This is a genomic window from Delftia sp. CH05 (genome assembly GCF_009827015.1).
In the GTDB taxonomy this organism is placed as follows: domain Bacteria; phylum Pseudomonadota; class Gammaproteobacteria; order Burkholderiales; family Burkholderiaceae_C; genus Comamonas; species Comamonas tsuruhatensis.
The window spans coordinates 16,581-37,442 of record NZ_WUMG01000006.1; the positions used below are offsets into that span (position 1 = coordinate 16,581).

Annotated in this window: 20 protein-coding genes; 15 read left to right on the top strand and 5 right to left on the bottom strand. The window is 64.6% G+C overall.

Features of this window, described 5'->3' with window-relative positions; genetic code table 11:
- Nucleotides 1-124: 124 nt before the first annotated feature.
- The 3 genes from GRX31_RS07450 to GRX31_RS07460 form a co-directional block, all read right to left on the bottom strand.
- Complete coding sequence (locus tag GRX31_RS07450; RefSeq protein ID WP_160852059.1) at nucleotides 125-1,009, bottom strand: 2OG-Fe(II) oxygenase; 885 nt, start codon at nucleotides 1,007-1,009, stop codon at nucleotides 125-127.
- Nucleotides 1,010-1,087: 78 nt separating this feature from the next.
- Nucleotides 1,088-1,873, bottom strand: a complete 786-nt coding sequence (yaaA, locus tag GRX31_RS07455) for a peroxide stress protein YaaA (RefSeq protein WP_016447806.1) — start codon at nucleotides 1,871-1,873, stop codon at nucleotides 1,088-1,090.
- 107 nt (nucleotides 1,874-1,980) lie between these two features.
- On the bottom strand, nucleotides 1,981-5,094 hold the full coding sequence (locus GRX31_RS07460) for an Rne/Rng family ribonuclease (RefSeq protein ID WP_160852061.1): 3,114 nt from the start codon (nucleotides 5,092-5,094) through the stop codon (nucleotides 1,981-1,983).
- Between the two features lie 535 nt (nucleotides 5,095-5,629).
- Here GRX31_RS07460 and GRX31_RS07470 point away from each other — a divergent pair.
- Genes GRX31_RS07470 through GRX31_RS07485 form a run of 4 tightly spaced genes read left to right on the top strand, consistent with a single transcriptional unit; the run spans nucleotide 5,630 to nucleotide 8,868 of the window.
- The gene (locus GRX31_RS07470) at nucleotides 5,630-6,691 is read left to right on the top strand and encodes an RluA family pseudouridine synthase (RefSeq protein WP_016447804.1); all 1,062 of its coding nucleotides are present in this window, start codon (nucleotides 5,630-5,632) and stop codon (nucleotides 6,689-6,691) included.
- 24 nt (nucleotides 6,692-6,715) lie between these two features.
- Nucleotides 6,716-7,402, top strand: coding sequence for an HAD family hydrolase (locus GRX31_RS07475; RefSeq protein ID WP_016451169.1), 687 nt, complete (start codon nucleotides 6,716-6,718; stop codon nucleotides 7,400-7,402).
- A gap of 49 nt (nucleotides 7,403-7,451) precedes the next feature.
- On the top strand, nucleotides 7,452-7,820 hold the full coding sequence (locus tag GRX31_RS07480) for a Rieske (2Fe-2S) protein (RefSeq protein WP_016451170.1): 369 nt from the start codon (nucleotides 7,452-7,454) through the stop codon (nucleotides 7,818-7,820).
- 1 nt (nucleotide 7,821) lies between these two features.
- Nucleotides 7,822-8,868 (top strand): S49 family peptidase, encoded by a 1,047-nt coding sequence (locus tag GRX31_RS07485; protein ID WP_016451171.1) that lies wholly within the window; start codon nucleotides 7,822-7,824, stop codon nucleotides 8,866-8,868.
- Between the two features lie 81 nt (nucleotides 8,869-8,949).
- Here GRX31_RS07485 and GRX31_RS07490 read toward each other — a convergent pair whose 3' ends face one another.
- A complete protein-coding gene (locus GRX31_RS07490; protein WP_047326615.1) occupies nucleotides 8,950-9,741 on the bottom strand; it encodes an SAM-dependent methyltransferase in 792 nt (263 codons plus the stop codon).
- Complete coding sequence (locus GRX31_RS07495) at nucleotides 9,738-10,358, bottom strand: Maf family nucleotide pyrophosphatase (protein WP_016447799.1); 621 nt, start codon at nucleotides 10,356-10,358, stop codon at nucleotides 9,738-9,740. The genes GRX31_RS07490 and GRX31_RS07495 overlap by 4 nt, the downstream gene beginning before the upstream one ends.
- A gap of 25 nt (nucleotides 10,359-10,383) precedes the next feature.
- Between GRX31_RS07495 and GRX31_RS07500 the strand changes: the two genes are divergently transcribed.
- From GRX31_RS07500 to GRX31_RS07550, 11 genes are all read left to right on the top strand, one after another.
- On the top strand, nucleotides 10,384-10,941 hold the full coding sequence (locus tag GRX31_RS07500) for a YceD family protein (RefSeq protein ID WP_160852063.1): 558 nt from the start codon (nucleotides 10,384-10,386) through the stop codon (nucleotides 10,939-10,941).
- A gap of 137 nt (nucleotides 10,942-11,078) precedes the next feature.
- Nucleotides 11,079-11,261: a 50S ribosomal protein L32 gene (gene rpmF, locus GRX31_RS07505; protein WP_012207072.1), complete on the top strand. Its 183-nt coding sequence runs from the start codon at nucleotides 11,079-11,081 to the stop codon at nucleotides 11,259-11,261.
- Nucleotides 11,262-11,374: 113 nt separating this feature from the next.
- Nucleotides 11,375-12,415 (top strand): phosphate acyltransferase PlsX, encoded by a 1,041-nt coding sequence (gene plsX / locus GRX31_RS07510; RefSeq protein WP_160852064.1) that lies wholly within the window; start codon nucleotides 11,375-11,377, stop codon nucleotides 12,413-12,415.
- A gap of 5 nt (nucleotides 12,416-12,420) precedes the next feature.
- On the top strand, nucleotides 12,421-13,398 hold the full coding sequence (locus GRX31_RS07515; protein ID WP_016447796.1) for a beta-ketoacyl-ACP synthase III: 978 nt from the start codon (nucleotides 12,421-12,423) through the stop codon (nucleotides 13,396-13,398).
- 57 nt (nucleotides 13,399-13,455) lie between these two features.
- On the top strand, nucleotides 13,456-14,400 hold the full coding sequence (gene fabD, locus GRX31_RS07520) for an ACP S-malonyltransferase (RefSeq protein ID WP_160852066.1): 945 nt from the start codon (nucleotides 13,456-13,458) through the stop codon (nucleotides 14,398-14,400).
- On the top strand, nucleotides 14,397-15,143 hold the full coding sequence (gene fabG / locus GRX31_RS07525) for a 3-oxoacyl-ACP reductase FabG (RefSeq protein ID WP_016447794.1): 747 nt from the start codon (nucleotides 14,397-14,399) through the stop codon (nucleotides 15,141-15,143). Before fabD ends, fabG begins: the two co-directional genes overlap by 4 nt.
- A gap of 149 nt (nucleotides 15,144-15,292) precedes the next feature.
- Nucleotides 15,293-15,532: an acyl carrier protein gene (acpP, locus tag GRX31_RS07530; RefSeq protein ID WP_003058049.1), complete on the top strand. Its 240-nt coding sequence runs from the start codon at nucleotides 15,293-15,295 to the stop codon at nucleotides 15,530-15,532.
- A 39-nt stretch (nucleotides 15,533-15,571) separates the two neighbouring features.
- The gene (gene fabF, locus GRX31_RS07535; protein ID WP_016447793.1) at nucleotides 15,572-16,816 is read left to right on the top strand and encodes a beta-ketoacyl-ACP synthase II; all 1,245 of its coding nucleotides are present in this window, start codon (nucleotides 15,572-15,574) and stop codon (nucleotides 16,814-16,816) included.
- 644 nt (nucleotides 16,817-17,460) lie between these two features.
- Entirely contained in the window at nucleotides 17,461-18,090 is a 630-nt protein-coding gene (gene rpoE, locus GRX31_RS07540; RefSeq protein WP_016447792.1) for an RNA polymerase sigma factor RpoE, read from the top strand.
- 73 nt (nucleotides 18,091-18,163) lie between these two features.
- Nucleotides 18,164-18,877 (top strand): sigma-E factor negative regulatory protein, encoded by a 714-nt coding sequence (locus tag GRX31_RS07545; RefSeq protein WP_016447791.1) that lies wholly within the window; start codon nucleotides 18,164-18,166, stop codon nucleotides 18,875-18,877.
- A gap of 305 nt (nucleotides 18,878-19,182) precedes the next feature.
- Nucleotides 19,183-20,652, top strand: a complete 1,470-nt coding sequence (locus GRX31_RS07550) for a DegQ family serine endoprotease (protein WP_026062374.1) — start codon at nucleotides 19,183-19,185, stop codon at nucleotides 20,650-20,652.
- Nucleotides 20,653-20,862: the final 210 nt, after the last annotated feature.

The window sequence follows — 20,862 nt, forward strand, 5'->3', positions numbered from 1 at the left end:
AGGCCTGGACGGTCCGCGCGGAGCGCGTGGACCCAGGCTTTGAAGCTAACTGAATTTCCATGCCCGCAGGCATGGGCGGCCATATAAGGTCAATAAGGGTGGGTGCGCCCGGGTCCGATGGTGCTCAGTGGAATTCGCGTTCGCGCAGCCATTTGGTGGCGATCCATTTTTCGCCGGCCAGCACGGGCGCGCCGCCGTGCAGGGTACGCGTGGAGGGGTCGGGGCGTTCGTAGCTGAAGAAGACGGCGTTGCCCCGGCGCGGAACCACTTGCAGTGGCACTTCGGGAAAGATGGTGGCGCCGCCGCGCTCGGGCTCGTTCAGGTAGATGACCAGGGTGCCCACGCGCTGGCCGCCGCGCTTGAGGATGGTAGGCGTGCCGGGTTCGCCGGGCGCGAAGTAGTCGTGGTGGGGCTTGTACTCGGCGCCCGGGCCGTAGTGCAGCACCTGCAGGCCTTCGCCGTGGTCCAGCGGCCAGCGCAGCAGGCGGGCGATGCGTTCTTCCAGCTGGCGGACGATGCCGGTTTCCCCGCGCTGGAAGAACATGCCGTTGCTGGTGCGGTCGTCATTGATCTCTTCACCGCCGCTTTGCGTGGCCACGGTGAGTGAGCGCGCCATGCGCGGACGCGCGGCGGCGATGATGGCGTCGCACTCCTCATGCGAGAGCAGGTTGCCGAAGACCACGATGCGCGGGTTGCGCATGCTGACCAGTACCTGGACCTTGCGGTCGCCGACATCGATGCTGGTGGGGTCCTGGGAGAGGTCCGGCTCGGGCAGCGAGGAGGCCGAGACGACGACGGCCGGTGGCGCCGCTTCGCCTTGGTGGGGCAGGTCCAACGCCCGCCGGGCCAGTTCTTCGCTCCAGCCCGCGTCGCGCATGGAGCGCAGCAGGGCCGCAGGCCCTATGCCGGATGCGCGCTGGTCGCGTACCCATTGCATGAGTTCAGGCGTGAGACCCGCCGGCAGGTCCTGCGCGGTGCTCGGGGAATCTGGTGAGGATTTGAGGCTCATGGCGTGCAGTGCGGCCCTTGCCGCAGTGAATGGACTCCAAAGGCATCGAGGCCGGGGCCGGCCGGTGGCCGGCGAGGCTCAGTCAGCGGTCTTGCGGCGGAACACCAGGCGCGCAGGCGTCGAGGAAGCTGGCGCCAGTGCGTAGCCTTCCAGATCGAAGGCTTCGAGTTCAGCCGCGCTGCGAGCGCGTTGCTGTATGGCAAATCGTGCCATCAGCCCGCGCGCGCGTTTGGCATGGAAGCTGATGATCTTGTAGGCGCCGTTCTTGTAATCCTCGAACGCGCATTCCACCACCGGGGGCTTGAGGTGCTTCAAGTCTACCGATTTGAAGTATTCCTGCGAAGCCAGGTTGACGACGACGCGCTCGCCCGCCGGCTGCCGGGCCGCGCGCTGGTTCAGGTACTCGGCAATGCGGCTGCCCCAGAACTGGTAGAGGTTGCTGCCATGCGCGGTCTCCAGCCGGGTGCCCATTTCCAGGCGGTAGGGCTGCATGCGGTCCAGCGGACGCAGCACGCCGTACAGGCCGCTGAGGATGGCGATGTGCTGCTGCGCCCAGTCCAGGTCTTCGGCGTCCAGGCTGCGCGCCTGCAGGCCTTCATAGACATCACCGTTGAAGGCCAGCAGCGCCTGGCGGGCATTGGTGGCCGTGAAGCGAGGGCTGAAGGCCTCGTAGCGCGCCACGTTGAGCGCAGCCAGCTTGTCGCTGATGCCCATGAGTTCCGACAGTTGCTGCGGCGATTGGCGGCGCAGCACTTCGATCAGCTCCAGCGGCTGTTCGGAGAAGACGGGAAGCGTGTGTGGCAGCTTCGGCGGCAGCGGTGTGTCGTAGTCCAGCGATTTGGCGGGGGAGAGCAGCAACAGCATGGCGGGACGCAAGCTCCAGGATAGAGAGGGAGAAAAGACAGATGGACGGGGGTGGCGGCAGAAACAAACAGGGGCCGCGAGGGCCCCTGTGTCGTCACTGTCTGTGGTCAGACATGGGCCACGCCCTGCGGTTGCTGCTCGAATGGCAGCTGCAGGTCGCTCAGGTCCTTGCGTGTTTCCACGAGGATCAGAGGACCGTCATCCAGCACGACCATGGGCGGGCGCTCGCGCACGACGCGCTCGGGCTGCGGTTCGGCCGCGATGGCTGCCTGCGCAGCGGCCACCTTGTCGGCATCGGAGCCCACCCATTGCAGGCCCGAGGCGGCGGCCAGCGCCTGCAGCTCGGACACGGGCAACTGGTAGGCCTGGACCTTGGGCAGGCCGCGTTCTGCGGTTGCCTCAGCGGCCTTGGCTGCAGCGGGCTCGGCTGCGGCAGAAGCAGCAGAAGCGGCAGGTGCAGCAGGTGCTGGCACGTCTGCCGTCACGGCAGGGGCCGCCACAGGGGCCGGTGCGACCGGCGCGAAGGCCGCGCTCTGCTGCTCGGGCACTGCGACGGGTTGCTGCACTTCCACAACTGCCGCAGGCTGTGCGGCCACTGGGGCTTCGGCCACGGCTTCGGGGGCCTGGACTTCGGCAGCAGAGTTGGCAGCGTTGAAGTAGCTGCGACGGGCTGGCTGCTGGTCCTGCTCGGGCACGGAGGCCTCGAAGGACTGCACGGCTTCGCCTTCGGCTTCACGCGGCGCGCGCTCTGCACGGTCACCGCGATCGCCACGCTCGCGGCGGTCACGGCCGTAGCGGTCGCGCGAACGACGCTGGCGCGGCTGCTCTTCGCCGGAGGCGGGAGCAGCGTTGTCCAGGGACTGGTCCTGCTGCTGGGCCTGGTTGTCCAGCTTTTCTTCGGACTCGGGCGCGACTTCGAACTGACGGGGCTGGCGCTCGCTGCGTTCACCGCGTTCGGCGCGATCTCCACGCTCGCCTCGTTCACCGCGCTCGCGGCGGCCTTCGCCGCGTTCCTGGCGGTCGCCACGCGGCGCGCGCTCGGGACGCTGCTCGAGGGTGCTGCCATCTGCCGCCAGGGCTGCGGAGGCGTTCACGGCCTCCAGCGGCTGGCGGTTTTCGCCGTCGCGGCTGCGCTCGCCACGGCCGCGGCGTTCGCCGCGGTCGGTGCGTTCACCGCGCTCGCCACGATCCGGGCGCTCACCACGTTCACCGCGTTCCGTGCGCTCGCCACGCTCGGCATTGCGGCGGTTGCGATCGCCACCGCCAGCCTGGCGCTCGGCGTTGGGGGCGCCTGCGCGCTCACCGCTGCGCTCGGTGCGCTCACCACCACGCTCGCCATTGCGTTCGTTGCGGCGGCCACGGCTGTCGTTGCGGCCGTCACGGCGACCTTCGCGTGCGGGGGCTTCGGCAGCCGGCACGGGCGCTGCGACCGGCGCAGGTGCCGCGCCAAAGCCGAACAGGCTCTTGAGCCAAGCAAAGAAGCCTTGTTCGCGGACCGCGACGGGGGCGGCGGCCGGTGCGGGCGCTGCCGCCGTGGCTGCAGGCTTGGCGTCGCGCTGCTGGCCGTTGGCCGGGCGGTTGCGGCTGCCTTCGGGGCGAGGCTCGGCAATGGGAGCCGGCATGTCCGGCAGCACACCCTTGATCATGGGTGTCTGCTTGTTGGTGGGCTCCTGCGAGCGGCGTGTCACCGTGGTTTCGGTGTCCAGCTCTTCGGCCAGCTTGTAGCTGGCTTCCATGCTTTCCAGGCGCGCATCGTCGTGCTTGAGGCGCTCGAGCTTGTAGTGCGGCGTGTCCATGGACTTGTTGGGGACCATGATCACGTTGACGCGCTGCTTGAGTTCGATCTTGGTGATCTCGCCGCGCTTTTCGTTGAGCAGGAAGCTGGCCACTTCCACGGGCACCTGGCAGTGCACGGCGGCCGTGTTGTCCTTCATGGACTCTTCCTGGATGATGCGCAGGATCTGCAGCGCAGAGCTTTCCGTGTCGCGGATATGGCCGGAGCCGCCGCAGCGCGGGCAGTTGATGTGCGCGCCTTCGGACAGGGCGGGCTTGAGGCGCTGGCGGCTCATTTCCATGAGGCCGAACTTGCTGATGGTACCGAACTGCACGCGCGCACGGTCCTGGCGCAGCGCGTCGCGCAGGCGATTCTCGACTTCGCGGCGGTTCTTGCTCTCCTCCATGTCGATGAAGTCGATGACGATCAGGCCGCCCAGGTCGCGCAGGCGCATCTGGCGCGCGACTTCGTCGGCGGCTTCCAGATTGGTGCGGGTGGCGGTTTCCTCGATGTCGCCGCCCTTGATGGCGCGGGCCGAGTTCACGTCGATGGAGACCAGAGCCTCGGTGTGATCGATGACGATGGCGCCGCCCGAGGGCAGGGTCACGGTGCGCGCGTAGGCCGATTCGATCTGGTGCTCGATCTGGAAACGGCTGAACAGGGGGGCATCGTCACGGTAGCGTTTGACGCGGGCGGCATGCTCGGGCATGACGTGCTGCATGAACTGCTGCGCCTGCTCGTAGATGTCGTCGGTGTCGATGAGGATGTCGCCGATGTCGCCGTTGAAGTAGTCGCGGATGGCGCGGATCACCAGGCTCGATTCCTGGTAGATCAGGAAGGCGCCCTTGGCCGACTTGGCTGCGCCGTCGATGGCGTTCCACAGCTTGAGCAGGTAGTTCAGGTCCCACTGCAGCTCGGGCGCGGTGCGGCCGATGCCGGCGGTGCGCGCAATGATGGACATGCCCTTGGGGTACTCGAGCTGGTCCATCGCCTCCTTGAGTTCGGCACGGTCCTCGCCCTCGATGCGGCGCGAGACGCCACCGCCGCGCGGGTTGTTGGGCATCAGCACCACATAGCGGCCGGCCAGCGAGATGAAGGTGGTCAGGGCCGCGCCCTTGTTGCCGCGCTCTTCCTTCTCGACCTGGACGATCAGTTCCTGGCCTTCACGGATGACTTCGTTGATGCGGGCCTGGCTGGGGGAGACGCCTTCGGCGAAATACTGCTTGGAGATTTCCTTGAAGGGCAGGAAGCCGTGGCGGTCTTCGCCGTAGTCGACGAAGCAGGCCTCAAGGCTGGGCTCCACGCGCGTGACCACGGCCTTGTAGATGTTGCCCTTGCGCTGCTCGCGTCCTTCGATCTCGATCTCGTAGTCGAGGAGCTTTTGTCCATCGACGATGGCAAGGCGCCGCTCTTCCGACTGCGTGGCGTTGATGAGCATCCGTTTCATGATGCGTTTCCTTTATTCGTTTTCTCTGGGGCGCGCCGGGGTGCAGCCTCTGCTGCCAGACCGTCACGCCTTTGACTTGTAATCAAAGACAGGCTCGCGAGGGAGCCGAGATGCCGGACTGACGCATTGAAACGAAAGGAATCGCCGAATGCCTTGCTTCTTGAGACCTGGCTCAAGTCAGCAATGGGGGCAAGGGCAGGGGGACGAGAGCGATGAGAGAGGCACGCCGTCCAGCTTCAAGCGAAGCTGCTGCACGTGCAGGGCAGGCGGGAGGCTTGGGGGCGGCAATGATCCTGGGCGCAGGCGTTTTCCTGCTCCACAGCGTGACCATCCATGCCCAAAAGATCCACATGCTCGCTTTTGATCCGCTGGCAGCGGCGGACGCCGGGTCCGACCCCTTCTGCCAGCTTGAGATTCCGTATCAGTGTTTCAATTCGTCAGCCACAACCGATGCAACGACGAACTTCGCAGGCCATCTTTTCCTGCTGTTTCGCGTGCATGACACCGGATGGCATCGACCTGCCTGTGCGGGGAAATGGTTGTTTGGACTAAACTCCATGAGAATCAACCACTTATAAATAGTTCGGCACAGGTGAAACACATTATAGAGGGCAAACCGGCAGACGACCGTTCCCTGAACGCAGCCACTGCCGCAGTGCGGCTGATCGAAGTCGATGACGATTCGGCCGGACAGCGGTTGGACAACTTTCTCATACGCCATCTCAAGGGCGTTCCCAAAACCCATGTCTATCGCATCATCCGCAGTGGAGAAGTGCGCATCAACAAGGGGCGCGTCAGTGCGGAAACCCGCGTCTCGACCGGCGATGTCGTTCGCGTGCCGCCCGTGCGCATTTCCGAAAAAGTCGCCGAAAAGGCCGAGCGGCCTGCACCCGCCAGGGATTTCCCCAGTCTGCTGGAAGACGAGCATCTGATTGCCATCGACAAGCCTGCCGGTGTGGCCGTGCACGGGGGCTCGGGCGTGAGTTTTGGCGTCATCGAGCAATTGCGCCAGGCGCGGCCGCAAAGCCGCTTTCTGGAGTTGGTGCATCGGCTCGACCGCGAGACATCCGGCATCTTGCTGGTGGCCAAGAAGCGCTCGGCGCTGACGCATCTGCAGGACCAGTTCCGCGAGCGCGAAACCGGCAAGACCTATCTGGCGCTGGTCCAGGGCACCTGGCCTGCCAACCGCAAGGTGATTGATCTGCCGCTGCACAAATACCTGCAGGCCGACGGCGAGCGCCGCGTGCGGGTGACTACGGCCGATGATCCTGACGGCATGCGCTCCGTCACGCTGGTGCGCGTTCGCAGCACGCTGGCGCCCCAGCCCCTGCTGGGTCTGCCGGCCATGAGCCTGCTGGAGGTGACCATCAAGACCGGGCGCACGCACCAGATCCGCGTGCACCTGTCCAGCCAGGGGCACCCGATTGCGGGGGATGACAAGTACGGGGACTTCGACCTGAACCGCCGGTTGCAGAAACAGGGGCTCAAACGCATGTTCCTGCACGCATGGCGGCTACAGTTCACACACCCGTCCAGTGGTGAGCGGGTGGAATTGCGCGCCGAGCTTCCCGAGGAGCTGGCCCGTTTCGCCGGCTGACGCCGGATTTGACTCCTTGCAGACATGACAACTCCTGGTTCTTCCGAGATCTACCGTGCGCGCCGCTTCGACCTCATCGCCTTCGACTGGGATGGGACGCTGTCGGATTCCACCGCGGTGATCGTCAAGTGCATTCAGGCGGCCGTGGCCGATGTGGGAGGCACGCCCCCCAGCAATGAGGCGGCCTCCTATGTGATCGGCATGGCGCTGATGCCGGCATTGGCGCGTGCGGCGCCCGATGTGTCGCCCGAGAAATACCCCGAGCTGGGCAACCGCTATCGCCACCATTTCATCAAGCACCAGGACGACATCAGCCTGTTCGCCGGCGTGCTGCCCATGCTGGCGGCGCTGCGCGAGCGCGGCCACCTGCTGGCCGTGGCCACGGGCAAAAGCCGGCGCGGTCTGAACGATGCGCTGCAGGACCCGCAACTGCGCGGCATGTTCGACAGCTCGCGCACGGCGGACGAAACCGCCGGCAAGCCCAACCCGCTGATGCTGCAGGAGCTGATGGCCGAATTCGGCGTGGAGCCTGGCCGCGTGCTGATGATCGGCGACACCACGCACGATCTGGAACTGGCCCGCAATGCTGGCTGTGCCAGCGTGGGCGTGGGCTATGGCGCGCATCCCACCGACGGCTTTGGCGTGCTGCAGCCGTTGCATGTGGCGCAGAGTGTTGCGGATTTGCATCAGTGGCTGCTGGCCCATGGTTGAGTCGTCATGGCCGCGTCAGCGCGGGAATCCATGCTTGTGAGGTGCGCTGGTGACCGTTGATCGCATCGTTTTGTGTGCCAGCGAGGCCTTGCAGGAAGGTGCGAATGCCGTGCCTTTCGACGTGGTCTACGCGGGGCATGCCTGCCGCGCATTCGCCATCCGCTTCGAGGGACAGGCGCATGCCTATCTGAACCGCTGCACGCACGTGGCCATGGAGATGGACTATCAGCCAGACCGCTTTTTCGATGATTCCGGGCGTTGGTTGCTGTGCGCAACCCATGGTGCGGTCTATGCGCCGGACAGCGGCGCCTGCGCTGGCGGCCCCTGCCGTGGCGGCCTGGTGAAAATCTCCCTGAGCGAAAGCGCGGGGGTGGTGCACTGGCATACTGCCGATAACCTGAAACCCGTCGAGTTCTGACATGACTTCCCCCATACCCCCGGAAAATCCTGGCTCCGCATCGCACCCTTCCCCGGGTGCGGACCTGTGGGCCCGGGCCACGCCCGCCGCGGCGGCTGCCGATGCGCGAACGGCGGCATCGAGCGGCTGGGAGCGGGACGTGCTGGAAAAGCTGGTCTTCGCCACCATCAACGAGCAGCGCGCCTCGCGCCGCTGGCGCCTCTTCGGCCGCCTGCTGTGGACGGCACTCATCCTGGTGGTCCTGTGGGTGCTGTTTGCCAAGGACACGGCGACCACGACCAGCTCCTCTCCGCATACCGCAGTGGTCGAGGTCAAGGGCGAGATCGCTGCAGGCGCCGACGCCAGCGCGGAATTCGTGGTGGCCGCCATGCGCAGCGCCTTCGAGGACTCGGGCTCGCGTGCCGTCGTGCTGCTGATCAACTCGCCAGGCGGCAGCCCGGTGCAGGCCGGCATCATCAATGACGAAATCGTGCGGCTCAAGGGCAAGTACGACAAGCCCCTGTATGCCGTGGTGGAGGAAACCTGCGCTTCGGCTGCTTATTACATTGCTGCGGCGGCCGACGAGATCTTTGTCGACAAGGCCAGCATCGTGGGCAGCATCGGCGTGCTCATGGATGGCTTCGGCTTCACGGGCGCCATGGAAAAGCTGGGCGTGGAGCGCCGCCTGCTGACGGCTGGCGAGAACAAGGGCTTCCTGGACCCGTTCAGTCCCATGTCCGAAGCACAGCGCGCCCATGCCCATCAGATGCTGGGCCAGATCCACTCGCAGTTCATCAATGTGGTCAAGGCCGGCCGTGGCGATCGCCTGCACGAGACGCCCGAGACGTTCAGCGGCCTGTTCTGGACGGGTCAGCAGGCCGTGGAGATGGGCCTGGCCGACAAGCTGGGCAGTCTTGACTACGTGGCCCGTGAGGTGGTCAAGGCGGAAGAGGTGGTGGATTACACGCGCCGCGACAACGTGGCCGAGCGCCTGGCCAAGCGTTTTGGCGCGGCCTTCGGTGGAGGTGCCGTTCAGGCGCTGCGCTCCAGCCTTCCGTCTCTGCGCTGATTTCCCTGGCGTCTGCCAAGATGCAAAAAGCCCGCCTTCTTGTGGAAGGCGGGCTTTTTTTGCTCATCGAGTAAGACAGTCTCAGCGACCGATGGAAAACACCACCGGCGTGCGGTTGTCCGGCACTTCCTTGTGCTGGCGCCATTCGCGCACCAGACGGCTTTCGATGCGGGCGCTCTCCAGTGTCAGGCCGCAGGCCAGCGCCAGGCGCGTATGGGGTTGGAGCGTCTGCAGCAGGGCTTGCCACAGCGCGGCGTTGCGGTAGGGTGTCTCTATGAACTGCTGGGTCTGGCCTTGGCGCAATGCCAGGGCTTCAAGCTCCTTGATGCGCTGAACCCGCCCGCCAGCGTCCTGCGGCAGGTACCCCACAAAGGCATAGTTCTGTCCGTTGAGTCCGCTGGCGGCCAGGGCAAGCAGCAACGACACCGGACCGATCAGGGGCACGACCCGTATGCCCAGATCATGCGCGGCGCGCACGATGGAGCTGCCGGGGTCGGCCACGGCGGGCATTCCGGCCTCGCTGACCAGTCCCATGTCGTGGCCCAGCAGCAAGGGGGCGAGCAGTGGCTTGGCATCGAAGACCGCTGCGCCCTTGTCGCCGTGGTCGCCCTTCTTGTGGGCCTCGCGCGGCAGTTCTGTGATCTGCTGGGCTTGCAAGGGTTGGGCCAGGGCGTGCAGTGCGTCAATGCGCTTCAGGTAGGCGCGCGTGCTTTTGGCGTTTTCGCAGATCCAGTGGGTCAGGCGTGCAGCGGTGCGCAGTGTTCCATCGGGCAGGACCTGCGTCAGCGGCATTTGCTCGTCGCAGCCGAAGTCCAGCGGCGCGGGCACCAGATAGAGCGTTCCTTTGGTGGGTTGGGTTGCAGCATCGTTCATGGCAGCACGGCTCCTGCGGCGCGCAGCAGCTGGCAGGTGCGGATCAGCGGCAGGCCGATCAGCGCCGTGGGGTCGTCGCTGACGATGGCATCCAGCAGCGCGATGCCCAGTCCTTCGCTCTTGGCGCTGCCTGCGCAGTCATAGGGCTGTTCGGCGCGCAGGTAGCGTTCGATCTCCGCGTCGTTGAGATCACGAAACCGGACCTGGACGGTGACCACATCGGTCTCGGCAAAGCCGCTTTCCCGGCAGACCACGCTCACCGCGGTGTGGAAATTCATCTGGCGCCCGCTCATCTGGCGCAGTTGTTCGGTGGCGCGCTCGTGGGTGCCGGGCTTGGACAGCGGCATGCCATCCAGCTCGGGTACCTGATCGGAGCCGATGACGACGGCGCCCGGGTGCAGCGCCGCCACGGCCTGTGCCTTGGCCAGGGCCAGTCGCAACGAAAGTGCATGCGGTGTTTCGCCGGTCAGCGGTGTCTCATCGACTTCCGGGGACACGGTCTGGAATGGTAGTTGCAGCCGCTCCAGAAGTTCGCGGCGGTAGCGTGAGGTGGAACCAAGGATCAGGGGGCGTGCCAGGCCGGGAGCCTGGGCTAAGGCGAGGTGGGAAGCTTGCATGCCCGGATTCTCTTACACTGCCCGCATGAGCAAGGAATTTTCTGCGGCCCGTCTCGATGTTCGCGCTTTTGCGCAATCGGCGGGCCATCTCCAGGGTCAGTCGACGCTTTCGGCCTTTCCTCGTCTGGCCGAGGATGCGCAGCCGGATGCCGCTGATGGGCACGGCGAGGTGCACTGGCAGGCTGACGGCGAACTGGTCGAGCAAACCGGCGGTTCGGGCCAGGTCTGGCTGCATCTGCAGGCCGATGCTGTCGTTCCGATGGTGTGCCAACGCTGCCTCACTGTGGCGCCCATCTCCCTCCAGGTCGATAGGTCTTTCCGCTTTGTTGCGGACGAGACCACGGCCGAGTCCGAGGATGACGAGAGCGACGAGGACCTGCTGGTGCTCAGCCGCGAATTCAACCTGCTTGAACTCATAGAGGATGAGCTGCTCATGGAGTTGCCCGTGGTGCCATGCCACGACAGCTGCCCCGAGCCGGTGAGCATGCAGTCCAGCGACGCAGACTTCGAGCAGGCCAGCGAGGACAAGCCCAATCCATTTGCCGTGCTGCGCGGGCTGGATGTGGGCAAGTCAGCCGACTGATTGCGATGTCCGGAAAAAAGGCCGAGGCCGGGAAAAGCGATTGCGCTATAATCAAGGGCTTCGCGCGAAACCCCCTCGTGTCTTTAATGGGCTGATCGCGTTTTTTACCAACCCTTTTCAGATACACAGGAGCCATCATGGCTGTTCAGCAGAACAAGAAGTCCCCCTCCAAGCGCGGTATGCACCGTTCGCACAACGCACTGAATGTGCCTGGCATTGCCGTGGAACCCACCACCGGTGAAACCCATCTGCGTCACCACATCAGCCCCAACGGCGTGTACCGCGGCCGTCAAGTGCTGAAGAACAAGTCCGAAGCCTGATCTTCGACCGTTCCCGCAGGGCCCGCGGCTACAGTTTTCGTAGCGCGGGCTTTTGTTTTTTCTGATGGTTGCTCCTATCTTTCCAGGCCTTGCAACAGGCTTGCCAGTCGCACATGATCACTTTGGCCGTTGACTGCATGGGGGGTGATCACGGCCCCCGCGTCACGCTTGCGGCGTGCCGCCAGTTCCTCGATTCCCACCCCGATGCCCGGCTGCTGCTGGTTGGCCAGCCCGATGCGCTGGCTGGCTTTGCGCATGAGCGCGCCAGTGTGGTGCCGGCCTCGGAAGTGGTCGGCATGGATGATCCGATCGAGATGGCGCTGCGCAGGAAGAAGGATTCCTCCATGCGCATCGCCATCCAGCAAGTCAAGGATGGCGCGGCTGCCGCTGCTGTGTCGGCTGGAAACACGGGTGCGCTGATGGCCATCTCGCGCTACCTGCTCAAGACACTCGATGGCATTGATCGCCCTGCCATCGCGCCCCAGTTGCCCAATGCCAAGGGCGAGGCCACCACGGTGCTGGACCTGGGTGCCAATGTGGACTGCTCGGCCGAGCATCTGCTGCAGTTCGCCGTCATGGGCTCGGCCCTGGTGTCTGCCCTGAACAACGAAGAGGCGCCCTCGGTGGGTCTGCTCAACATTGGCGAGGAGCAGATCAAGGGCAGCGAGGTCATCAAGCGCGCTGGCGAACTGCTGCGCGCGGCCGGCAAGGCCGGTCATCTGAATTTCTACGGCAACGTCGAAGGCAACGACATCTTCAAGGGCACGACCCAGGTCGTGGTCTGTGATGGCTTTGTGGGTAACGTGGCTCTCAAGTCTTCCGAGGGCGTGGCGTCCATGATCTCCAATGCCCTCAAGCAGGAGTTCAAGCGCAACATCTTCACCAAAATGGCGGCCATCGTTGCCTATCCGGTGCTAACTGCTTTGATGAGGCGCGTAGATCATCGCCGCTACAACGGCGCGGCGCTGCTGGGCCTTCGCGGGCTGGTCTTCAAAAGCCATGGATCGGCCGATGCCTTGGCTTTCGAGCACGCGCTGAAGCGCGCGTATGATGCGGCCCGCAACAACCTGCTCGACCGTGTCCGTACCCGTATCTCCGCAGCCCTGCCTCTGTTGCTGGCTGCGCAGGCGGAATCGGGACCGTCGGCGCCCTAATACAGATGAGACGCTACGCACGCATCACCGGCACGGGCAGTTACCTGCCACCCCGCCGACTCACCAATCACGATCTGGCAGCCGAACTGGCCCAGCGCGGCATCGAGACCTCGGACGAGTGGATCGTCGAGCGCACCGGCATCCATGCCCGACACTTTGCCGCGCCAGAAGTGGCCAGCAGCGATCTGGCCTTGGAGGCATCGAAGAAGGCGCTGGAAGCCGCCGGCTGCCAGCCGCAGGATATCGATCTGATCATCGTCGCCACATCGACGCCGGACATGGTCTTCCCGTCCACGGCATGCATCCTGCAAAACAAGCTCGGCGCCAATGGCTGTGCGGCCTTTGATGTGCAAGCCGTATGCAGCGGCTTTGTCTACGCCCTCACCGTGGCCGACGCCATGATCCAGTCCGGCGCTGCGAGCCGCGCGCTGGTGGTGGGCTCCGAAGTATTCAGCCGCATCCTGGACTTCAACGACCGGACGACCTGCGTGCTGTTCGGTGACGGTGCCGGAGCCGTGGTGCTGGAGGCGTCCGAGCAGCCAGGCATTCTGGCTTCCGACCTGCATGCCGACGGCAAGCATGTCGGCATCCTGTGCGTGCCAGGCAATGTCTCCGGTGGCCAGATCCTCGGTGATCCGCTGCTGAAGATGGATGGGCAGGCCGTGTTCAAGCTGGCGGTCGGCGTGCTGGAGAAGGCTGCTCGCGCCACGCTGGACAAGGCAGGGCTCACCGATGCCGACATCGACTGGCTGATCCCCCATCAGGCCAACATCCGCATCATGCAAAGCACGGCGCGCAAGCTCAAGCTGTCCATGGACAAGGTGGTGGTGACGGTGGACCAGCATGGCAACACGTCGGCTGCCTCGATCCCCCTGGCGCTGGACCACGGCGTGCGCAGTGGCCAGGTCAAGCCCGGTCAGACCGTGCTGCTGGAAGGTGTTGGCGGCGGCTTCACCTGGGGCGCGGTACTTCTCAAGATGTGATGCGGGATGCCTGCCTGAGGGCAGGCGCCCATGGCGCGGCCTTTATTTTTGAAAATCATGAAGAAGTTTGCATTCGTCTTTCCTGGTCAGGGTTCGCAATCGGTGGGCATGCTCGACGGATGGGGTGACCATCCCGTCGTGGCCCAGACCTTGGTCGAAGCCTCCGATGCCCTCGGCGAAAACATCGGCCAGCTGATCCAGCAGGGGCCGAAGGAAGCTCTGGCGCTCACCACCAATACCCAGCCCGTGATGCTGGTGGCCGGTGTGGCTGCCTGGCGCGTCTGGCAGGCCGAAGGCGGCGCGCTGCCCGACGTTGTGGCGGGCCACTCGCTGGGTGAGTACTCGGCCCTGGTCGCGTCAGGTGTGCTGACCCTGGCCCAGGCTGCGCCGCTGGTGCGGCTGCGCGCGGCTGCCATGCAGGAGGCCGTTCCCCTGGGAACCGGTGCCATGGCTGCCATCCTGGGGCTGGATGCCGACAAGGTGCGCGCAGGCTGCGCAGAAGTCACGGCGGCATTGGGTGGTGCGGAAGTCGTCGAGGCCGTGAATTTCAACGACCCCTCGCAGACCGTGATTGCCGGCAGCAAGGCGGCTGTCGAGAAGGCCTGCGAGGCCCTCAAGGCCGCAGGTGCCAAGCGTGCGCTGCCGCTGCCGGTGTCGGCGCCTTTCCATTCCAGCCTGATGAAGCCTGCGGCCGAAAAGCTCAAGGCGGCGCTGGCTGCCACCGTGCTGGCTGCACCGCGCATCCCAGTGCTCAACAACATCGACGTGACTGTGCAGCAGGATGCCGACGCCATTCGCGATGCGCTGTATCGCCAGGCCTTCGGTCCGGTGCGCTGGGTGGAATGCGTTCAGGCCATGAAGGCCCGCGGCGTCGTCCACCTCGTCGAGTGCGGTCCCGGCAAGGTGCTGATGGGCCTGACCAAGCGGATTGACGCGGACCTGACGGCCGCTGCCCTCTATGACCCGGCCACGCTGGCCGACGTGAAAGAATCCCTCGCATGACTGACAACCAGAACAAGCCCCAGGTTGCCCTGGTGACGGGTGCCTCGCGCGGCATCGGTGCCGCCATTGCCCAGGAGCTGGCAGCACGCGGCTACCGCGTGATCGGCACGGCCACCACCGATGGTGGTGCCGAGAAGATCAGCCAGGCCCTGTCGGCCCATGAAGGCTGCCGTGGCGTGAACCTCAATGTCACGGACGTGACCGCCGTCGATGCCCTGATCGACAGCATCGTCAAGAATGACGGTGGCCTGCATGTGCTGGTCAACAATGCCGGCATCACACGCGACACCCTGGCCATGCGCATGAAGGACGATGACTGGGATGCGGTGATCGACACCAATCTCAAGGCGGTTTTCCGAGTCAGCCGTACGGCCATTCGGCCCATGATGAAGCAGCGCTTCGGACGCATCATCAACATCACCAGCGTCGTTGGTGCCTCCGGAAACCCCGGTCAAGCCAACTATGCAGCTGCCAAGGCCGGCGTTGCCGGCATGACGCGTGCGCTGGCCCGTGAACTGGGCAGCCGCGGCATCACGGTCAATTGCGTGGCTCCGGGCTTCATCGCCACCGACATGACGGCGGAGCTGCCTGAAGAGCAGAAAAATGCCCTGAAATCGCAGATCGCCATGGGTGATCTGGGCCAGCCCAGCGACATCGCCCATGCCGTGGCCTATCTCGCATCGGCGGGCGCAGGCTACGTCACCGGCCAGGAATTGCACGTCAACGGCGGCATGTACATGTAAGCGCTGCGGCGGCTGCGGGCAAATCCCTGCCAGAAGCCGCCGTTGCTTGCAACCGAAGAGGCCGTTTCCTCGCGACGGCCGGCTGAAGAGGGCGTAAGGTCCGAAACGGCTAGAATCGCGGGTTCATTCACAACCCCCAGAGGGAAACCATGAGCGATATCGAAGCACGTGTCAAAAAAATCATTGCCGAACAACTCGGCGTTGAAGAGTCTCAAGTCACCAACGAAAAGGCCTTCGTGGCTGATCTGGGTGCTGACTCCCTGGACACGGTGGAGCTGGTGATGGCCCTGGAAGATGAATTCGGCATCGAGATCCCCGACGAAGACGCGGAAAAGATCACGACGGTGCAAAACGCCATCGACTACGCCAACACCCACCAGAAGGCCTGACAGGGCCCTGACCCGAGCGATCAGCAGAAGGTTTTACGCATGAGCCGTCGTCGCGTTGTCGTGACCGGCCTGGGTTGCATCTCCCCCGTGGGTAACACGGTGGGCGACGCCTGGGCCAATCTTTTGGCCGGCCAGTCCGGCATTGACCTCATCACCAAGTTCGATGCCTCGAACTTTGCCTGCAAGATTGCGGGCGAGGTCAAGGGATTCGATGTGGAGTCGTACATGAGCGCCAAGGATGCGCGCTCCATGGACACCTTCATCCATTACGGCATCGCTGCTGCGGCGCAAGCCGTGCAGGACTCAGGTCTGCCCACGGGCGAGGCCTTGTCGGATGATCTGGCTACGCGCATCGGCTGTGTGATCGGTTCGGGCATCGGCGGCTTGCCGCTGATCGAGAACACCCACGCAGAACTGGCTGCGCGCGGACCGCGCCGCATCACGCCGTTCTTCGTGCCTGCCTCCATCATCAACATGGTGGCTGGCCATGTGTCCATGCGGTTTGGCTTCAAGGGGCCGAATCTCGCCGTGGTGACTGCCTGCACGACCGGGCTGCACTGCATAGGCGAAGCAGGACGCATGATCGAATACGGCGATGCCGATGTGGTGGTGGCTGGCGGCACGGAAGCCACGGTCTCCCCGCTGGGCGTCGGCGGCTTTGCCGCCATGCGCGCACTGTCCACGCGCAATGATGATCCCAAGGCCGCCTCGCGTCCCTGGGACAAGGACCGCGACGGCTTTGTGCTGGGCGAAGGTGCAGGCGTGCTGGTGCTGGAAGAGTACGAGCATGCCAAGGCCCGCGGTGCCAAGATCTATGCTGAACTGTGCGGCTACGGCATGAGTGCCGATGCCGGCCACATGACGGCGCCCAACATGGACGGCCCGCGCCGCGCCATGCTGTCAGCTCTGCGCAACGCCGGCATCAACGCCGACCAGATCGACTATCTGAATGCGCACGGCACATCCACGCCGCTGGGCGACCTCAACGAGACCAATGCCATCAAGGCGGCTCTGGGCGATCACGCCAAGAAAATCGTTGTCAGCTCGACCAAGTCCATGACCGGTCACCTGCTGGGTGGCGCTGGCGGCATCGAGAGCGTCTTCACCGTGCTGGCACTGCACGAGCAGAAGATTCCCCCGACCATCAATCTGGACAACCAGGATCCCGAGTGCGATCTCGACTACTGCGCCAACACGGCACGGGATGCGAAGATCGAAGTGGCAGTGAAAAACAACTTCGGGTTCGGCGGCACCAACGGAACGCTGGTGTTCAAGCGAATCTGAGGCCTGCACGCCTCACCATGAAAAGCCCGCCCCGCAAGGGAGCGGGCTTTTTTATTTCTCCCATGGGTCAGGGCGCGTCCGGCAGGGGTGGGATGCATGTCAGACATGCTGCGGTTTTGCGACACTGCAGGCATGACGTCACGCCATGCCCCGCCCGCAGTCCGCCATCCGCTGAATCCACCACGGGGGTCGGTCGCATGCCTGTGCGCGCTTTGGCTGCTGGCGGCCATGCTTTTGCTGGCGTGGGCGCTTGATCTACAGTCCGGATGGGGACCTGCCGTCGTGGCTGTCACGGGTTCTCTGGTTGCAGCTGCAGGCATGTGGCATGGATGGCGCGCCCTGGGCAGAGGCTTTGTTGCATGGGATGGCGCGCAGTGGTGGCTTGGTGAGGCAGCCGCTGCCCACGATGCGCAGCCGGTGCTGCTGCAGGTGCGCGCTGACGGTGGTCAATGGCTATGGGCGCAGGCCAGACCCGTTTCGACGGGGTCTTTGCGCTGGCGAAGCTCCCGCTGGCTGCTGCTGTCTTACAGGCAGAGTCCTGAAACCTGGGGTGATTTGCGGCGTGCTGTATATTTCCCGCCCAGACCTACAGAACGCGCGCAGTGACTGCGCCAGGGCCGCCACGGCCCGTCTTCACCGATTTCATGACGCCTCCCGAATTCCCGCCTTCTTCTGCCGACAGCGACCTGGCTCTGGTCGAGCGCACCAACGCAGGAGACATGCGGGCCTTCGAGCTGCTGGTCATCAAGTACCAGCGCCGCATCGAGCGCCTCATTGGCCGCATGGTGCGCGACGTGGACCTGGTGCCTGACATTGCGCAGGAAACCTTCATCCGGGCCTATCGGGCGCTGCACCAGTTCCGGGGTGATGCCCAGTTCTACACCTGGCTGTATCGCATCGCCGTGAATACCGCCAAGAAGGCGCTGCTGGACATGAAGCGCTCGCCGCTGATCACCGAAAGCGCGTTACACAACGGGGATGACGATGATGAAACTTCCCGGCTCAGCCAGGAACTAACCACCGAAGAAACACCCGAAACGATCCTGGCGGCCCAGGAGATTGCCCAGGCAGTCAACGCCGCCATGGAGGCCTTGCCCGAAGATCTCCGTCAAGCCGTCACGTTGCGGGAAATCGAAGGCCTGAGCTACGAGGAAATCTCGAACGCCATGGGTTGTCCCATAGGCACCGTGCGTTCACGCATCTTCCGTGCACGCGAAGCGATTTCAGCGAGAGTCAAGCCTTTGCTGGAGCGCCAGTCTGGCAAGCGGTGGTAGCAACGGGTGATGGCCATCGGGTGGCGCATTTTTTGGGTACAGGGTCTCAGAGCAGACAGGCAGGTGATTGATCATGAATGACGATCTGACGAAGCGCGAACAATTGTCGGCATTGGCTGATGGCGAACTCTCTGCCGCGGAGCTGCAGGCCGCGCTGGCCTATGCGCAAAGCGATGCAGGCCAGCAGGAATGGCGCATGTACCACCTGGTGGGCGATGTGCTGCGCTCTCCTGAGCTGGCGCACCACAGCCGGCACGATCTGCTTTCCGGAATCCGCTCCCAGTTGGCCAATGAGCCGCGCCGCCCCCTGGTTCCCGTCGCCGCAGACGAGCTGGAGCAGGTCGCGCGCCCGGCGCACGGCAGGGCCGTCGTCAATGGCGCGCCGCTGCACGATGCAGCCAATGCGTCGGTATTCCGCTGGAAGATGGCTGCGGGTTTTGCGTCCGTGGCGGCCGTGGCTGCCATTGGCTGGAGCGTGATGCTCGGCGCGCCTGCAGGCCCCGGCGCGGCGCCGGGCCGGGCATTGGCCGCCCTTGAAACGGGGGCGCCTGCAGCGGCTGCTGTCGCTGGAAATGCCCAGGACTTCCCTCTCGGAGATACGGCCCAATCCTCTTCGGTGGTGGCTGTGGCAGGCCCTTACGGCCAAAGCGTCATGCTGCGTGATCCGCGCCTGGATGCGCTGCTGGCCTCCCATCCGCAATACAGTGGTCCGGCCACGTTGCAGATGCCGGCCAGCTTCCTGCGCAATGCCAACTTCGCCTCGGCACCGCGCGCGAACCAACGCTGAATCCCGCAGGAGAGCATGGCTCTCCTGCCTTCTTTTGCACCCGCGTCCAGCCGTTCGGCATTGAAATGGACGCGGGTGCAGTCATTTGTGGCCCATGTACGGCGGTTCGCGCCGCATGCATGCTGCCGATTCGGGAACTAACAGCGTCTTTCAGGCTTCTGAGCCATCGTCTGGCCGGTGCATGCCGGGACTGCGCCAGAATGTGGCGTTCGTCCGAGATGCAAGTCGGCACCGCGTATCTGAACAGGCCGCCCGGGCGCAATGGGAACGGGGGCAACACAATGATTGAGAAGGAAAGGATCACCATGACCACAGTTCGATGGAAGACGCTGCAGTCCTGCACACTGGCAGGCGTTCTGGCGCTGGCTGCTGGCAGCGCCTCAATGCTGGTGCCGGTGAGTGCCGCTCATGCGCAAAGCGGTGCCGTGGTGCGGGGTCTGCCGGACTTCACCGACCTGGTCGAGCAGGTAGGGCCTTCCGTGGTCAACATCCGCACGTTGGAGAAGGCGTCGGCCAACTCTGCCGAGGCGCTGGGCATGGATGAGGACATGCTCGAGTTCTTCCGCCGCTTCGGCCTGCCCGTGCCCAATGTGCCGCGCCAACGCCCCCAGCCGCGTTCACAGCCTGACGAGGAACAGCCGCGTGGCGTGGGGTCGGGCTTCATCCTGACGGCGGACGGCTTTGTGATGACCAATGCCCACGTGGTCGAAGGTGCTGACGAGGTCATCGTCACGCTGACCGACAAGCGTGAGTTCAAGGCCAAGATCGTGGGCAGCGACAAGCGCACCGACGTGGCTGTGGTCAAGATCGATGCCACCGGACTGCCCGCCGTGAAGATCGGCGACGTGAACCGTCTCAAGGTCGGTGAGTGGGTGATGGCCATCGGATCGCCCTTCGGCCTCGACAACTCGGTCACCGCAGGCATCGTCAGCGCCAAGCAGCGCGACACGGGAGACTATCTGCCCTTCATCCAGACCGATGTGGCCATCAATCCCGGCAACTCGGGCGGCCCGTTGCTGAACATGCGCGGCGAGGTCGTGGGCATCAACAGCCAGATCTATTCGCGTTCCGGCGGTTTCATGGGAATCAGCTTCGCGATTCCGATCGACGAGGCCGTGCGCGTCAGCGACCAGCTGCGCGCCACCGGCAAGGTCACGCGAGGGCGCATCGGCGTGCAAATCGGGCAGGTCACCAAGGACATTGCCGAATCCATCGGCCTGGGCAAGGCTCAGGGTGCGCTGGTCTCTGCCGTGGAACCCGATTCCCCAGCCGCCAAGGCTGGCGTCGAGGCGGGTGATGTGATCATCAAGTTCGATGGGAAGGCCATTGAGAAGGTCGCCGACCTGCCGCGTCTGGTGGGCAACACCAAGCCCGGAACGCGCAGCACCATCACCGTATTCCGCCGCGGAGCCGCCAAGGATCTGACCATGGTGATCGCCGAAGTCGAGCCCGATGGCGCTCCCCAGGCAAAGGCTGCAGGCAAGGGCAGCACCCTGGTCTCCCAGTCGCTGGGCCTGACGCTGGCCGAACTCACGGATGCCCAGAAAAGGGAATTGGGCATCAAGGGCGGTGTCCGCGTGACGGCCGCTGTCGAGGCGGCAGCACGCGCAGGCCTGCGCGAAGGTGATGTGATCCTGCAACTGGCCAATGTCGAGATCACGGGGCTCAAGAGCTTCGAGGCCACGCTGGCCAAGGTGGACAAGAGCAAGCCGGTGAACCTTCTGGTGCGCCGCGGCGAATGGGCACAGTACGTGCTCATCCGTCCTGCCCGTTGAGGGGCTGGGGCAGGCCGGTTTTTCGGGGTACTGGGGAATACCCTCGGAATCCGGATCAAGGCCTGCCCATGCCCCTTGGGGCATTGGGTAAAATGCCCCACCAAAGCGTGACGGCTCAAGGCGTCAGAAACCTGTTTTCAAAGAGGATTGTTGCGGTGCAAAAGCACCGCAACAATCCGGTGATCGACGGGCTAGAAATGGCTTGTCGGG